The sequence below is a fragment of the Roseomonas sp. 18066 genome (genome assembly GCF_902706185.1).
Taxonomy (GTDB): Bacteria; Pseudomonadota; Alphaproteobacteria; order Acetobacterales; family Acetobacteraceae; genus Pseudoroseomonas.
Window position 1 is genome coordinate 1 of record NZ_CACSJM010000053.1, and the last position, 13,776, is coordinate 13,776.

General features: G+C 78.0%; 12 protein-coding genes and 1 pseudogene. 10 read left to right on the forward strand and 3 right to left on the reverse strand.

Annotation, left to right across the window (positions count from 1 at the left end; genetic code table 11):
- The 3 genes from GVN67_RS12765 to GVN67_RS12775 all read left to right on the forward strand — a co-directional run.
- Nucleotides 1-929, forward strand: a 929-nt coding sequence (locus GVN67_RS12765) for a CorA family divalent cation transporter (RefSeq protein ID WP_159996460.1), incomplete at its 5' end; no start/stop codon positions are given.
- Nucleotides 930-996: 67 nt separating this feature from the next.
- Nucleotides 997-1,752 (forward strand): AraC family transcriptional regulator, encoded by a 756-nt coding sequence (locus GVN67_RS12770; protein WP_159996462.1) that lies wholly within the window; start codon nucleotides 997-999, stop codon nucleotides 1,750-1,752.
- A 52-nt stretch (nucleotides 1,753-1,804) separates the two neighbouring features.
- Entirely contained in the window at nucleotides 1,805-2,632 is an 828-nt protein-coding gene (locus GVN67_RS12775) for a PhzF family phenazine biosynthesis protein (protein WP_159996464.1), read from the forward strand.
- Nucleotides 2,633-2,739: 107 nt separating this feature from the next.
- Here GVN67_RS12775 and GVN67_RS30560 read toward each other — a convergent pair.
- Nucleotides 2,740-2,880, reverse strand: a pseudogene (locus GVN67_RS30560) (hypothetical protein); the annotation flags it as partial.
- Between the two features lie 303 nt (nucleotides 2,881-3,183).
- Here GVN67_RS30560 and GVN67_RS12785 point away from each other — a divergent pair.
- Both GVN67_RS12785 and GVN67_RS12790 read left to right on the forward strand, forming a co-directional pair.
- On the forward strand, nucleotides 3,184-3,435 hold the full coding sequence (locus GVN67_RS12785) for a cellulose binding domain-containing protein (protein WP_159996466.1): 252 nt from the start codon (nucleotides 3,184-3,186) through the stop codon (nucleotides 3,433-3,435).
- A gap of 102 nt (nucleotides 3,436-3,537) precedes the next feature.
- On the forward strand, nucleotides 3,538-4,137 hold the full coding sequence (locus GVN67_RS12790; RefSeq protein ID WP_159996468.1) for a FecR family protein: 600 nt from the start codon (nucleotides 3,538-3,540) through the stop codon (nucleotides 4,135-4,137).
- Between the two features lie 19 nt (nucleotides 4,138-4,156).
- Here GVN67_RS12790 and GVN67_RS12795 read toward each other — a convergent pair whose 3' ends face one another.
- Entirely contained in the window at nucleotides 4,157-5,932 is a 1,776-nt protein-coding gene (locus GVN67_RS12795; protein ID WP_159996470.1) for an adenylate/guanylate cyclase domain-containing protein, read from the reverse strand.
- A complete protein-coding gene (locus tag GVN67_RS12800; protein WP_159996472.1) occupies nucleotides 5,929-6,606 on the reverse strand; it encodes a Crp/Fnr family transcriptional regulator in 678 nt (225 codons plus the stop codon). The genes GVN67_RS12795 and GVN67_RS12800 overlap by 4 nt, the downstream gene beginning before the upstream one ends.
- A gap of 55 nt (nucleotides 6,607-6,661) precedes the next feature.
- Between GVN67_RS12800 and GVN67_RS12805 the strand changes: the two genes are divergently transcribed.
- The 5 genes from GVN67_RS12805 to GVN67_RS12825 all read left to right on the forward strand — a co-directional run bounded on the left by GVN67_RS12805 (nucleotide 6,662) and on the right by GVN67_RS12825 (nucleotide 13,723).
- Entirely contained in the window at nucleotides 6,662-8,785 is a 2,124-nt protein-coding gene (locus tag GVN67_RS12805) for a cysteine peptidase family C39 domain-containing protein (protein ID WP_159996474.1), read from the forward strand.
- On the forward strand, nucleotides 8,782-11,496 hold the full coding sequence (locus GVN67_RS12810) for an ATP-binding cassette domain-containing protein (RefSeq protein ID WP_159996476.1): 2,715 nt from the start codon (nucleotides 8,782-8,784) through the stop codon (nucleotides 11,494-11,496). The genes GVN67_RS12805 and GVN67_RS12810 overlap by 4 nt, the downstream gene beginning before the upstream one ends.
- Nucleotides 11,496-12,005: a cyclic nucleotide-binding domain-containing protein gene (locus GVN67_RS12815; protein WP_159996478.1), complete on the forward strand. Its 510-nt coding sequence runs from the start codon at nucleotides 11,496-11,498 to the stop codon at nucleotides 12,003-12,005. Before GVN67_RS12810 ends, GVN67_RS12815 begins: the two co-directional genes overlap by 1 nt.
- Nucleotides 12,002-13,258, forward strand: a complete 1,257-nt coding sequence (locus tag GVN67_RS12820; RefSeq protein WP_159996480.1) for an NHLP bacteriocin system secretion protein — start codon at nucleotides 12,002-12,004, stop codon at nucleotides 13,256-13,258. The genes GVN67_RS12815 and GVN67_RS12820 overlap by 4 nt, the downstream gene beginning before the upstream one ends.
- Before the next feature lie 147 nt (nucleotides 13,259-13,405).
- The gene (locus tag GVN67_RS12825; protein WP_159996482.1) at nucleotides 13,406-13,723 is read left to right on the forward strand and encodes a Nif11-like leader peptide family natural product precursor; all 318 of its coding nucleotides are present in this window, start codon (nucleotides 13,406-13,408) and stop codon (nucleotides 13,721-13,723) included.
- Nucleotides 13,724-13,776 lie beyond the last annotated feature (53 nt).

Here is a 13,776-nt window from a genome sequence, read left to right on the forward strand (position 1 = left end):
CCCCCGGCCCAGGCCCCGGCCCGCTCGGGCGGGTCTGGCAGCTCGACCTGCCGGGAGGGTGGCGCTGGACGCATTACGACCTGGTGCAGCCCGGCAGCCTGCCCGCCATCCGCGCCGAAGGCTGGGGCGAGGCGGCGCTGGCCGTCATGCACGACAAGGATGAAAGCCCGCGCCTTGAGGTCGAGGGCGAGGTGGTCTGCGGCATCCTGCCCGACTTCGCCCAGCAGAGCGGCCCCGGCGAGCAGCTGCTGGCCAGCTGGCGCTTCGCCATGACGCCGACCCAGATCACCACCGCCCGCCGCGCCGCGCCGCAGGGGCTGTACCGCGCCTGGCGCGCGGTGCAGGGCGGCCAGGTGCCGGACGGGCCGGCGGCGCTGCTCGACCAGGTGCTGGCGCAGCTCGGCGCCGGCATCAGCCAGCGCGCCGATGCGCTGGACGACGAGGCGCGCCGCGTCGAGGACGAGCTGCTGGCCGAGACCCCGGCCCGCACGCCGCAGGAGCTCGGCCGCAAGCTGGGCGAGATCCGCCGCCAGACCACCCGGCTGCAGCGCCTGGCGGTGCCGGTGATGCGGCTGGTCCGCGAGGAGACCGGCGACCTGCCCGACTGGGCCGATGCCGAGACCCATGCCGTGGCGCGGCGGCGGATGCTGGCGGCGCTGGACGACCTGCGGGCGCTGCAGGAGCATGGCCGGGCGCTGCAGGACGAGCTGTCGGCGCGCCAGGCGGCCGAGACCAACCGCAACCTGAACCTGCTGTCGGTGCTGACCGCGGTGCTGCTGCCGCCGACCCTGGTCAGCGGCTTCTTCGGCATGAACACCGAGGGGCTGCCCTGGGCCGGCGATGGCGGCGGCACCGCCTGGGCGGCGGCGCTGATGCTGGCCTCGATGGGCGGCACCCTGGCGCTGCTGCGGCTGCGGCGGATCGTCTGATCCCGGTTGCCTTGGCCCCGCGGCTGGGCTCTGCTCCGGCACCGCTCGGGGGCATGGATCGACAGGCATGGTCATCTCGCTGCAACAGGATGGCTGGGCCGTGGCGACGGTCGCGACCCCCGGCTACGTGACGGGATGGCATGTGCATGACTGCGCCATGCTGCTGCTGCCGCGGCAGGGCGCCATGCTGTTCGAGCTGGAGGGCCAGCGCGCCGCCGCGCGGATGCGCCCGGGCGAGGCGCTGCTGGTCGCGCCCGGCATCGGCCACCGCACCCGCGCGGCGGAAGCGGCGCACCGGCATCTCGTGCTCTACGCCCCGGCCGCGCGGCTGCGGCACTGGCTGCCGGCCCGGCATGGCTGGCACCTGGCGCTGCTGCCGGCCGGCATGCTGACCCTGCTGCGCTACCGCGACGCGCTGCAGGAGGGCACGGCCCGCGCCCTGCTGACCGAGCGGCTGCTGCTGGAGGAGGCCGTCGAGACCCGGCCGGAGCCGGCCGCGGTGGAGCATGGCGCGGCGCTGGCCCGGGCTGTCGCCAGCCACCTGGCGGCCCACCCGCAGGAGGCGCATCCGCTGGACGGGCTGGCCGCCCGCTTCGGCCTGTCGCGCCGGCAGCTGACGCGGCTGTTCCGCCGCCATCTGGGCACCAGCATCGCCGACCATCTCGCGGCGCTGCGGGTCGAGGCGGCGGCGCGCCGCATCGCCGCCGGGCAGAGCGTGCTGGCCGCCGCCCAGGGGGTCGGGCTGGCCTCGCCGTCGCATCTGGCCCGGCTGTTCCGCCGGCATCGCGGGCACTGCCCGTCGCAGGCCCGATCGGCGCCGTGACAGGGCCCGGCCAGGCGCGCGGCGCCCTGCCGGATGCGGTAAGCATGGCGGCATGTCCCTGCATGCCTCGCCCCTGATCCTCTCGGTCTTCCCCGCCGCGCCCGGTGGCGGCAACCCCTGTCCGGTCGTGCTCGATGCCCGCGGCATGACGGCGCGGCAGATGCAGGATGTCGCCGCCCTGCACGGGCATGAAAGCGGCTTCGTGCTGCCCCCCGAGGGGGCCGGCACGGCGGATTTCCGCTTCCGCTTCTTCGTGCCGCAGCACGAGATGGAGATGTGCGGCCACGCCACCCTGGGCGCGGCCTGGCTGCTGCGGGCGCGCGGCCTGGCGCGCGGGCCGGTGCTGCGCATCGAGACCCTGTCCGGGCTGGTGCATGCCTGCTTCCGCCCGGATGGCGCCGTCGAGATCACCCAGCCGCCCGGCCGTGTCGAGCCGGTGGCGGCGGTGGCGCCGCTGCTGGCGGCGCTGGGCCTGGACGGCCAGGACCTGCTGCCGGGCATGGCGGTCGCCAATGCCGCGACCAGCCGGGTCAAGACGCTGGTGCCGGTGGCCGACCTCGCCCGGCTGCAAAGCCTGGCGCCCGATCCGGCGCAGGTCCGCGCCGCCTGCGAGGCGATCGATTCCACCGGGCTCTATCTCTGGTGCCGCGGCGCGGAAGGCGTCGTCCATGCCCGGCAGTTCCCGCGCAATTCCGGCTACCCCGAGGATGCGGCGACCGGCATCGCCGCCGCGGCGCTGTTCTACGGGCTGGGCGCGCCGGCGGCGGGGCTGCGGATCCGCCAGGGCGAGGCCATGGGGCGGCCCAGCGAGATCCATGTCAGGCCCGATCCGGACCGCCCCGGCTGCCTGCTGGGCGGCCGGGTGGAGCTGGCCGGATGACCGACGCCGCCGCGCCGCTGGATCTCGCGGCCCGGGTCGATCTCGGGCGGCCTGGCGCGGCAGAGCATGACCGACAGCGACACCGCGATGCGCGACCTCTTCGTCGGCTAGCTGTCGCTCCCAAGGACATTGTCCCTGCTGATGCGGCTGATGGGCGACAGTCCCTTGAGAGCGGAATCGGGCCTGAGGGTGTTGTAGGTCTGCAGCCATGGATGCATGGCGCGGCGGCAATCTGCTGAGGATTGAAAAAGCGAGGCGTAGGCTCATTCGCGGATGCTGGTCTGGATGAAGCGCTCGGCCTTGCCGTTGGTCTGCGGGGTTTAGGGCCGGGTGCGCTGCGCCTGAGGCGGTGGGCGGCGATGGTGGCAGCGAAAAGCTTGCTTCGGCCGGCTCGAGCAGGTTTCCGCCGCCTTCTGCGAGGCGCCGCTGCCCGAGGCGCTGCGCACCCGGCTGGCCGCCGCCGGCACCGTCATCATGCCCTGTCCGCGTCACCGGCGGTGCCGGCCATGCTTCCGACACGCTGGTCTTCACGCAGAGCGGCGGCAAGCTGGATGGCGCCGGCCTGGCGCTGGACCATGTCGCCATGGTCAAGACCGCGGACCCCTGCGACCAGCGTCTGGGGCGCCAGCGTCAGCCGCGACGCCGAGGGCGATCTTCTGTTCGCCGCACTCGACTACAACGCCGCGGTCGCGGCCGGCGGCAGCACCGGCTTCGGCTTCACCGCCAGCCACGCCAATGGCGTGCCGGTCAGCTTCACGGCCAGCCAGTTCGGCTTCGTCAGCCAGGCCGACCTGGTGCTGTGACCTGACGGCCGGCGCAGGATTGCGCCCTTGCGGCACGCCTTCCCCCTTGGGCGAAACCCCACGTCAAGCTTACGATGTCGCAACATGACGGAGCCTTCGCCCATGCTGCGACGCGGTGCCCTGCTGCTCCCCCTCCTGGCCCTGGCCACGCCGGCCGAGGCCCGACGGGCCCGCGCCGGCGTCATCTCGGCGCTGCGCGGCGAGGCGGCGGCGCTGTTCTCCGGCAGCCCGCCGCGCGCCCTCTCGCCTGCGGCGGAGCTCCTGGTCGACGACCTGGTCAGCACCGGCCCGGCCTCGCGGCTGGTGGCGCTGCTGGAGGGCGGCGTCGAGATCCGCCTGGGCGAGAGCGCCAGCCTGCGGGTCGATGCGCTGACCCTGCAGGGGCCGCAGCGCGGCGCGGCCTTGCGCGTCTTCGGCGGGCCGGTGCTGGTCGACAAGGACCCGGCCCAGCCGGCGTCGGTCACGCTGGAGCTGCCCTGGGCGCGGATCGGCGTGCGCGGCACCCGGTTCTTCGCGGGTCCCCTCGACGGGCGCCACGCGGTCTTCGTCGAGCGCGGCCAGGTCGCGGTCGAGGCGGCCGGCGTCACCGTGGCGCTCGGCGCCGGCGAGGGGGTGGACATGGCGAGCATCGGCGCGCCGCCCGGCCCGGTGGTGCGCTGGGGCGCGCCGCGCATCGCCCGCGCCCTCGCCCTCGTCGAATGACCCCTGGCCGGGCGGCGCCTCAGCCGGGGTCGAGCGGATGCACCACCGTCTCGCCCGGCCGGCCGCGCAGCAGGAAATGGCCGAGCGGCGGCGGCAGGCTGGGATCGGCGATGCCGGTGACCAGCGCCCGGCAGCCCAGCGTCTTGGCCAGCTCCTGCAGCCGCGCCGCCACATTGGCGGCGTCGCCGCAGACCGACCAGGTCAGGCGCGACCCGCCGAGCTCGCCCGCCATCACCGCGCCGGCGGCGATGCCGATCCGCGTCTCGCCCCAGCCCAGCGCCCGGGCCTCCGGCGCCTGGCGGAAGGCCTCGGCGAAGGCGTCGATGGCGCGGGCGGCGGCCAGGGCGCGGCGGTCGTCGCCCTCCGCCGCGACCGGGGCGCCGAAGACCGCCAGCACGCTGTCGCCGATCAGCCGCTCCAGCACGCCTCCCTCGGCCAGCACGGCGGCCTCGACCCCGGCCAGATACGCGTTCAGCGCGGCGACCACGGCCGCCGGGTCCTGCGCCTGCACCATGGTCGAGAAGCCGGCCAGGTCGGTCATCACCACGGCGACGCGGCAGCGCTCCGGGCGCAGCCGCTCGGCCTCGGGCCGCGCCAGCAGCTGCGCCGCGACCCCGGTCGGCAGCCGCTGGGCGAAGCGCGCCAGCAGCCGCGCCCGCTCCCGCGCCAGCCGCGCCGCCTCGGCCGCCGCCTGGGCCAGCGCGCCCAGCAACGCCGCCAGCGCCGGCAGCGCCGGGTCCAGCAGCATCCCCTGCAGCCGCAGCGCTGCCAGCGCCAGCGCTGGCCAGGCCAGCGCCAGCAGAATGCCGCCCAGCACGCCGCGCCCTGTCCAGTGCTGCGCCAACGCCGCCCCCGTCAGGCCGAGCAGCAGCACCAGCGCGGCCTCCAGCGGCGCCGCCATGGCCGGGCGCCAGGGCAGCCAGCCCTCGGCCAGCTGCGCCACCGCCGCCGCCTGGATCAGCAGCGAGGGGGTGAAGGCGCCGAGGCTGGAGGGCCGCAGCGGCGCCACCTCCGGCGCGGTGACGCCGAGCAGCACCAGCCGCCCGCGCGCCATCGCCAGCCCTTCTCCCCGCAAGACCTGTCCGGCGCTCAGCAGCGGCGGCGGCCGCGCGGCGGGGTCCAGCCGCAGCAGGCCGCCGGGCGGCAGCGGCAGCGCCTGGTCGCCCAGCTGCAGCGACCCCGGCCGCAGCAGGATGGTCTGCGCCCCCAGCGCCCGCGCCAGCAGGCCGAGCGGCAGGCCCGGCACCAGCAGCGCGGGATCGTCGCCGACGCGCCAGGCCAGCGGCACGCCGCGCACCACCTCGCCCGGCAGCACCGCCAGGGCGGAGGGGATGGCGGGCAGGGCGCGCGGCTCGCTGCCCGGCAGCGCCGGCAGGGCCTGCGGCGGCAGCGCGCCGATCACCGCCATGCCGAAGCCGCTTTCGGACGGCGCCGGGCCGCCCAGCACCGCCACCACCGAGGGCAGCCGCGCCAGCGCGGCGGCCAGGGCCACGTCGCCCTCCTCGGGCCCGTCGAGCGCGATGTCGAGCGCGATGCCCGCGGCGCCGGCCTCGGCCAGCCGGTCCACCAGCCGGGCCAGCGTCGCGCGCGGCCAGGGCCAGGGCGCCCCGGCGGCCAGGTCGGCGCCGGTGATGGCCACCGCCAGCACCGGGCTGCCGGCCGGCGCCGGGCGCGGCCATTGCCGCATCAGCGCGTCGGTCGCGGCGTCGCGCAGCCAGCCGGCGGTGGCCGGCGCCAGCAGCGCCGCCGCGGCCAGCAGCGCGGCGGCCAGCAGTCCCGCCTTCGGCAGCCTCATCCTTCGGCGATCGCGCGCAGCGCGGCCAGATCCTGCAGCCGCAGCCCGGCGCGGGCCGGCACCAGCAGCCCCTGGCGGCGCAGCTCGGCCAGCGCCAGGTTCACCTTCGGCCGGGTCGCCGCCACCAGCGCCGCGATCTGCCCCTGCGGCAGCCGCACCAGCCCGGCCGGGTCGGCCGCCGCCAGCCGCAGCAGCACCCCGGCCAGCCGCTGCGGCAGCGGCTGCAGCCCGACCGCCTCGACCTGGTCGGTGGTGCGGCGCAGCCGGCCGACCACCATGCGCAGCAGCGCCATCGCCAGGGCGCCGTCGCGCTCGATCAGCGGCGCCGCCTCGGCATGGCGGAACAGCAGCAGCGACACCGGGGTCAGCGTCGTCGCATCGGCGCTGCGCGGGCCGCCATCGATCAGCGCCAGCTCGCCGACCGGCTCGCCCTGGCCGGCCAGGCCCAGCGTCAGCTCGCGCCCGGCGGCGCTGGTCAGGTGCAGCCGCACCAGCCCGTCCAGCACCAGGATCATGCCCTCCCCGGGGTCGCCGCGGCGGAACAGCGGCCGCGCCTCGGCCAGGCGCTGCGGCCGGGCCAGCGCCGCCAGCGCCTGGCGCGAGGCCGCCGGCAGCGGCGCCAGGAAGGAAACCCGGTCGAGCAGCCGGAGCGTGTCGTCGGCAGGATGCGGCATGGCTGCAGCTTGCCGCTGGCCGTTGCGATCGGGCAAGGGCCCCCGGGGGTGCCGCATGAAGCGCGCCCCCCTGATCCTGCAGCAGGAGGCGGCGGAATGCGGCGCCGCCTGCCTGGCCATGGTGCTGGCGGCGCATCGCTGCTTCGTGCCGCTGGACGAGCTGCGCATCCGCTGCGGCGTCTCCCGCAACGGCTCGCGCGCCTCGGCGCTGCTGGCGGCGGCGGCGGCGCTCGGCCTCGAGGGGCGCGGGCTGAAGCGCGAGGTGGCGCAGCTCGGCGCCCTGCCGCTGCCCGCCATCCTGTTCTGGAACTTCAACCATTTCGTCGTGCTGGAGGCGCTGCTGCCCGGCGGCGGCGCCCGGCTGCTGGACCCGGCGCAGGGCCGCGTCACGGTCGACGCCGACGCGCTGGACCGCGCCTTCACCGGCATCTGCCTGAGCTTCACGCCGGGCCCCGAATTCCGCCGCCGCGGCGCGCCCGCCTCGGCGCGGCGGCTGCTGCTCGGGCCCACCGCCGGGCTCGGCCGGCAGCTGCCGCTGCTGGCGCTGCTGGCCGGGCTCGCCGCCCTGCCGCTGGCGCTGACCCCGGCGCTGGGCCAGGTCTTCATCGACGAGGTGCTGCTGCGCGGCCAGGAGCGCTGGCTGGCGCCGCTGCTGCTGGCGCTGGCCGGCATGACGCTGTTCCGCGCCCTGGCCACGCTGCTGCAGCGCCGCGCCTTGGTCGCCGCCGAGGCCTGGATGGCCTCGGCCGGCGAGGCGCGCTTCCTGGCCCGCCTGCTCGACCTGCCGCTGGCCTTCTTCGCCCAGCGCCATACCGGCGAGCTGACCGACCGGCTGGGCGTCTTCCCGCGGCTGGCCGCCCATCTGGCGGGGCCGGGGGCGGAGGCGCTGTCGGCGGTGCTGCTGGTGCCGATGCTGCTGGCGCTCGCCGTGCTGATCGACCCGCTGGCGGGGGCGGCGATGGCGCTGCTGGCGCTGCTGATGCTGGGCGCCGGGCTGCTCGCCGCGCGCCGGCTGGTCGAGCCCGCCACCCGGCTGCGCCGCGCCGAGGGGCTGCTGGCCGGCGCCACGCTGGAAGGTTTCTTCCTGGCGGATTCGCTGCGCGCCGCGGGGCGGGCCGGCGACGGCTTCGCCCGCTGGTCCGGCCACCAGGCGCAGGCGGCGACCGAGCGCGGCAAGCTGGCGCGCGGCCGCGCCCTGTGGAACCTGGCGCCCGCCACCGCCGGCGGGCTGCTGCTGGTCGCGGTGCTGGCGATCGGCGGCTGGCAGGTGATGGCGGGGCGCGCCAGCTTGGGCCAGGTGGTGGCGCTGCAGATGCTGGCGGCGACGCTGCTGCGGCCGCTGGGCGAGATTCTTCGCGCGGCGGGGGCGCTCGCCGCGCTGCTGCCGGATGCCGCCCGCGTCGACGAGGTGTTCCGCCAGGAACGCCCCGTGGAGCCGCCGCTCCCGCCCGGCCCCGCCGCCGGCCGGCTGGAATTCCGCGCCGTCCGCTTCGGCCATTCCCCGGTCGAGCCGCCGATCCTGGACGACGTCTCCTTCGTGCTGGAGCCGGGGCAGCGCCTGGCCGTGGTCGGCGGCTCGGGCAGCGGCAAGTCGACGCTGGGCCGGCTGGCCGCCGGGCTGCACGCCCCCTGGTCGGGCGAGGTGCTGCTGGACGGGGTGCCGGTGCACCGCCTGCCGGCCGCCGCCCGCGCCCGGCTGCTGGCGCATGTCGACCAGAGCGTGCTGCTCTTCGCCGGCACGGTGCGGGAGAACCTGGCGATGTTCCGCCCGGAGGGCATCGGCGACGCCGAGGCCCTGGCCGCGCTGCGCGACGCCGCCCTGCTGGAGGAGCTGGAGGCGCGGCCCGGCCTGCTGGAGGCGCCGGTCGCCGAGTTCGGCCGCAATTTCTCCGGCGGCCAGCGGCAGCGGCTGGAGCTGGCGCGCGCCCTGGCCGGCGACCCGGCGCTGCTGGTGCTGGACGAGGCGACCGCCGCCCTCGACCCGCCGGCCGAGGCGCGGATCGAGCGCTGCCTGCGCCGCCGCGGCATCGCCACCCTGGCCATCGCGCATCGGCTCTCCACCGTGCGCGACGCCGACGAGATCCTGGTGCTGGAGAAGGGCCGGGTGGTCGAGCGCGGCCGCCATGCCGCGCTGCTGGCCGCCGGCGGCGCCTATGCTGGCCTGCTGGGGGCGCGATGACCGTTTTCCCGTTCACCCCCGGCGCGGCGCCGCCGGAGCTTTCCCCCGGCCTGCTGCTGTGGCGCGAGGCCGGCGAGGCGGAGCTGCTGCTGGCGCCGCGCGACGCGGCGGGCGCGCCCGCCGGCCCGGCCTGGCACCTCGCCACGCTGGAGGCGTCGCTGCCGCTGGCGCTGCTGCCGGGCGATGCGTCGCTGGCCCCGGTGCTGCTGCCGGTGGCGGCGGGATCGGCTGCCCTGCTGACCCTGACGGAAGCCCTGGCCCGGCCGGGCGGGCTGGTGGCGCTGGAGGCCTGGGTCGCCACCCTCTCGGCCGCCGCCGCCGCGCCCGCCGGCGACACCCCGCGCGCGGTCGACGGCCCGGCGGTGACCCTGGCGCCGGGCGAGCGCATCGCCGCCCCGCGCGGCCGGCTGCTCTGGCTCGGCACGCCGCAAGGCTGGCAGGCGCTGACCGACCGCGCCCCGCGGCTGTGGCCGGGCGAGGCCGCCACCCTGCCGCTGCGCGACAGCGCGGCGCTGCAGCAGGCGGGCGCGCTGGCCGCGGCGCTGGCCGGCTGGCAGGACGAGGTCACCGCGGCCCTGGCCGCGGCGCTGGCGGCGAATGGCGCGGCGCGGGAGGCCGGCTGGCGCGCCGCCATCGACCGCCACGACCGGCTGCGCCGGGCCGGCGCGGCCGCCTTCCGCGCCCCGGCCGCCGCCGCCACGCCGGAGCAGGCGGTGCTGCAGGGGCTGGCGGCGCTGCCGCCGGCAGAGCGCCTGGCCGAGGCCCGGCAGCGCGCCGAGCGGCTCGGCCTCGGCGCCCGCCCGGTCACGCTGTCGCAGCAGCCTGGCGAATCGGCCGAGACTCTGCTGCTGCCGGCGGCGACCGCGCTGCGCCGCCAGGCCCCGCCGGCCGCGCCCGAGGCCGAGCGCGCCCTGGCGCTGACGCCGCCCGCGGCGCCGGGTCTCGCCGCGGCGCTGGCCCGGCCGGGGCGGCTGCTGGCGCGGCTCTGCGCCGGCCCGGCGCGGCCGGAGGCGCGGGCGGCGCTGGGCTGGGGCCTGGCCGGGGTGGCGCTGGGCGTGCTGCCGCCGGTCGCCATCGACCTGCTGTTCGGCCATGTCTGGCCGGGGATGGACCGCGCCTCGCACGGGCTGCTGATGCTGGCACTCGCCGCCGCGGCGCTGGGCTCGGCCGGCTTCGAGGCGGCGCGGCAGCTGCGCGACCACCGGCTGCTGGCGCTCGGCCTCGACCGGCTGGAGGCGGCGGTCTGGCTGGCGCTGACCCGAGTTGCGGGTCCGGTGGGAGACGAGCCCGCCGGCGCCTGCGCCGCGCGGATGGAGGCGCTGGCCCGCCTGCGGGTGATGCTGGCCGGCCAGCCGGCGCGGCTGCTGCTCGACCTGCTGGCCATGCTGCTGGCGCTCGGCCTGATGGCTTTCTATGGCGGGGTGCTGGCGCTGGCGGGGCTGGCCGCGCTGCTGCTGCTGGTGCTGCCCGGGCTGCTACTGGCGCGGCTGGGCCTGGCCGCCCGCCGCGCCGTCGAGCAGCACCATGCCGAGCAGGCCGGGCTGATGGCCCAGGCAATCTCGGCCATCGTCAAGGTCAAGGCCACCGCCAGCGAGCCCTTCATCCTGGCGCGCTGGGCCTCGATCGGCGCCCGCCGGCTGGCGGCGCTGCGCCGGGCCGAGGCGGTGGAGACGGCGACGGTGCTGGCCGCCCTGCTGGCCGGCGGCCTGGCCACCGGCTTGGTCTTCCTGCTGGGCGCGCGCAGCGCCGCGGTGCCGGGCGGCCTGGCGCTGGGCGATTTTCTGGCGTTCCAGGCGGCGCTGGGGCAGGGGGTCGCGGCCGGGCAGTCGCTGGCGGCGCTGGCCGGCGCCTGGCCGGGGATGGCGGCCGCCGGCCACCAGGCCGCCGGGCTGCTGCCGCCGGAGGGCGATGCCACGACGATCCCCGCAGGCACGGCCCCCGCTGGCACGCCGCACCGGCTGCGCGGCGCGCTGGCGGCCAGCCAGGTCAGCTTCCGCTATCCCGGCGGCGGCCCGCCGGCGCTGGACCGGGTGACGCTGGCGGTGCCGGAGGGCGCGCATGTCGCCCTGGCCGGCGCCTCGGGCTCGGGCAAGTCCACCCTGCTGCGGCTGCTGCTCGGGCTGGAGCGGCCGCAGGAAGGCGCGGTCTATGTCGACGGGCTGGACCTGGCGCTGCTCGACGCCGCCGCGATCCGCCGCCAGGTCGGCTTCGTCGGCCAGGAGATGCGCCTGGCTCCCGGCTCGATCCTGGAGAACATCCTGGACGGGCGCGAGGCGGCGCTGGACGCGGCCTGGGAGGCGGCGCGGCTGGCGGGGCTGGCCAACGAGGTCGACGCCCTGCCGATGGGCATGCACACCCTGGTCGGCGAGGCCGGGCAGAACCTGTCGGGCGGCCAGCGGCAGCGGCTGCTGATCGCCCGCGCCGTGCTGCAGCGGCCGCGGCTGCTGGTCTTCGACGAGGCCACCAGCGCGCTGGACAACCGCACCCAGGCGGGCGTCCGCCGGCTGCTGGCCGAGCTGCCGGTGACGCGGCTGGTGGTCGCCCACCGCCTGTCCTCGCTGGTCGATGCCGACGTGGTGCATGTGCTGGAGCGCGGCCGCATCGTCGAGAGCGGCCCGCCCGCCGCCCTGCTGGCCGCGGGCGGCGCCTTCGCCCGGCTGGCGCGGCGGCAGCAGGGGGAATTGCAAGACCTGGAAGGGGAGACCGGCTGATGCGCGCCATCCTGCTGCTCTTCGGCAGCCTGAACGACCAGGACATGCGCTGGCTGGCCGCGCGCGGCCGGCCGCGCGACCTGCCCGACGGCGCGCCGCTGATCGCCGCCGGCACCCGGCCGGAGGAGCTGCTGCTGCTGCTGGACGGCCGCGCCGCGGTCAGCGACGCCGCCGGCCGGCAGCTCGCCCTGCGCCGCGAAGGCGACCTGCTGGGCGAGATGTCCTTCGTCGAGGCGCGGCCGGCCAGCGCCGCGGTGCGCGCCGCCGGGCCGCTGCGGCTGCTGGCCCTGCCGCAGGCGGTGGTGGCGGCGCGGCTGGCCGCCGATGACGGCTTCTCCGCCCGCTTCCACCGGGGCCTGGCGGTGCTGCTGGCGACCCGGCTGCGCGAGGCCATGGCCGGCGCGCCCGCCGAGGAGGAGGAGGTCGACCCGCTGGTGCTGGAGGGGCTGACGCGGGCCGGCGAGCGCTTCGCCCTGCTGCGCGCCCTGGTCGATGAGGCCGCCCGATGAGCCTGCCGCGCTTCATGCTGTTCCGCGCCACGGCGCTCGCGCATGAGGGCGAGCCGGAGGCGACCGACCGCCTGGCGCTGCTGCCGCGGCCGCTCGATTGGCTGGGGCTCGCCATGCTGGTGCTGCTGGCGGCGGCGGCGCTGGGCTGGGGCTGGTTCGGCCAGGTGGCGCGCAGCGCCGGCGGCAGCGGGCTGCTGATCGCCGAGGGCGGCCGGCTGGTCGAGGCCCAGGCCGGCGCCGCCGGCGTGGTCGAGGCGGTCGAGGCCCGCCCCGGCGCCGCGGTCGAGGCCGGCGCCGTGCTGCTGCGCCTGGCCGCCGCCGACCGCGATTCCCGCCTGTCCAGCGCGACCGCCCTGCTGGCCGAGCGCCGCGCCGAGCTCGCCCGGGTGCGCGAGGGCATCGGCCGCGTCGCCGCCCGCCGCGACGCCACCGAGCGCGAGCAGCGCCGCGCGCTGGAGGCGCGGCTGGCGGCCGGCCAGGCGCAGGTGCAGGCGCGGCGCCAGCAATCGGCCAATACCCAGGCGCTGCGCGACCGCGGCTATGCCACCGTGCCGCAGCTCAACCTGGCCCGCGCCGAGCTGGCCCAGGCCGAGGGCGAGGTCGCCGGCGCCCTGACCGCCCTGGCCGAGCTGGAAGCCCGGCTGGCGGAAGAGGCCCGCGGCGAGGAGGAGCGGCTGTCGCGCGCTGTGGAGGCGGTCAGCGCCGCCGAGCGCGGCCTGGCCGAGACCGCCGCCGAGCGCGGCGCCGGCGCTGTGCTGCGCGCGCCGCAGGCCGGGCGGGTGGTCGAGCTGCGCGCGGGCCCCGGCCGCGTCGTCGCCGCCGGCGAGGTGCTGGCGCTGATCGAGGCCGGGCAGCCCGGCATCGAGCTGGCCGGCACCATCCCGGCGCGGCTGGCGCGCGAGCTGCGCCCCGGCATGGCCGCGCGGCTGCTGCCCGCCGGCGCCCGGCGCGAGGAGCATGGCGAGATGCTGGCCGAGGTGGTCGAGGTTTCCGATTTCCCGCTGAGCCTCGCGGCGCTGCGCGGCGCCCTGCCGAACGAGGCGCTGGTCGAGGCGGCGCAGAAGGCCGGGCCGGTGCATCTGGTGCGGCTGCGGCCGCTGCGCGGTGGCGACGGCGGCTATCGCTGGAGCGCGCCGCAGGGTGCGGCGATGCCGGTGGCGAGCGGCGCGGTCGCCGGCTTCACCGTGGTCACCGGCCAGGCGCGGCCGGTGGCGCTGGTGCTGCCGGCGCTGCGGCGCTGGCTGGAGTTCTGACCCGCGCTGTCCCGGGGCGTGCCGGCCTGTTCCCGGCGGAACAGGGGGCGGCCGGGGCAGGGCGGTAGGAAGAGGGCAGGACGCGGCGAACGAGACGACGCGATCCGGACCGAAACGACGGGCATGACCCAGGAAGGATGCAGGACCATGAACACCGAGATCGACCGCTTCCACGCCGACACCCGCAGCTCCGCCGCTCTGCGGGACGGGCTGCGCGCCGTCTCCGGCCCGGCCGGCTTCGTCGCCTTCGCCAATGCGCAGGGCTACCGCTTCGACGAGGCGGCGCTGGCCGGCTGGAACCGCGCCCGCACCGAGGGCGACCTGTCGGGCGGCGACCTGGAAGGCATCGTCGGCGGCCGCGTCGGCGCCGGCCCGGGCCGTGGCGCCAGCACCACCGGCGGCGGCGGCAAGGGCACCGTCATGGACGCCATCTACGAGGCCGCCTGGCGCACCTTCTGGTACTGAGGCCCGCACAGCGCTGCGAGAGGGTCCCGGCCGATGGCCGGGGCCCTTTTTCG

Coding starts and splice junctions, on each gene's coding strand:
- GVN67_RS12795 (WP_159996470.1), bottom strand. CDS start 5,932: ATGAGGCTGCCGAAGGCGGGACTGCTGGCCGCCGCGCTGCTGGCCGCG.
- GVN67_RS12775 (WP_159996464.1), top strand. CDS start 1,805: ATGTCCCTGCATGCCTCGCCCCTGATCCTCTCGGTCTTCCCCGCCGCG.
- GVN67_RS12825 (WP_159996482.1), top strand. CDS start 13,406: ATGAACACCGAGATCGACCGCTTCCACGCCGACACCCGCAGCTCCGCC.
- GVN67_RS12810 (WP_159996476.1), top strand. CDS start 8,782: ATGACCGTTTTCCCGTTCACCCCCGGCGCGGCGCCGCCGGAGCTTTCC.
- GVN67_RS12805 (WP_159996474.1), top strand. CDS start 6,662: ATGAAGCGCGCCCCCCTGATCCTGCAGCAGGAGGCGGCGGAATGCGGC.
- GVN67_RS12785 (WP_159996466.1), top strand. CDS start 3,184: ATGGCGCCGGCCTGGCGCTGGACCATGTCGCCATGGTCAAGACCGCGG.
- GVN67_RS12770 (WP_159996462.1), top strand. CDS start 997: ATGGTCATCTCGCTGCAACAGGATGGCTGGGCCGTGGCGACGGTCGCG.
- GVN67_RS12820 (WP_159996480.1), top strand. CDS start 12,002: ATGAGCCTGCCGCGCTTCATGCTGTTCCGCGCCACGGCGCTCGCGCAT.
- GVN67_RS12815 (WP_159996478.1), top strand. CDS start 11,496: ATGCGCGCCATCCTGCTGCTCTTCGGCAGCCTGAACGACCAGGACATG.
- GVN67_RS12790 (WP_159996468.1), top strand. CDS start 3,538: ATGCTGCGACGCGGTGCCCTGCTGCTCCCCCTCCTGGCCCTGGCCACG.
- GVN67_RS12800 (WP_159996472.1), bottom strand. CDS start 6,606: ATGCCGCATCCTGCCGACGACACGCTCCGGCTGCTCGACCGGGTTTCC.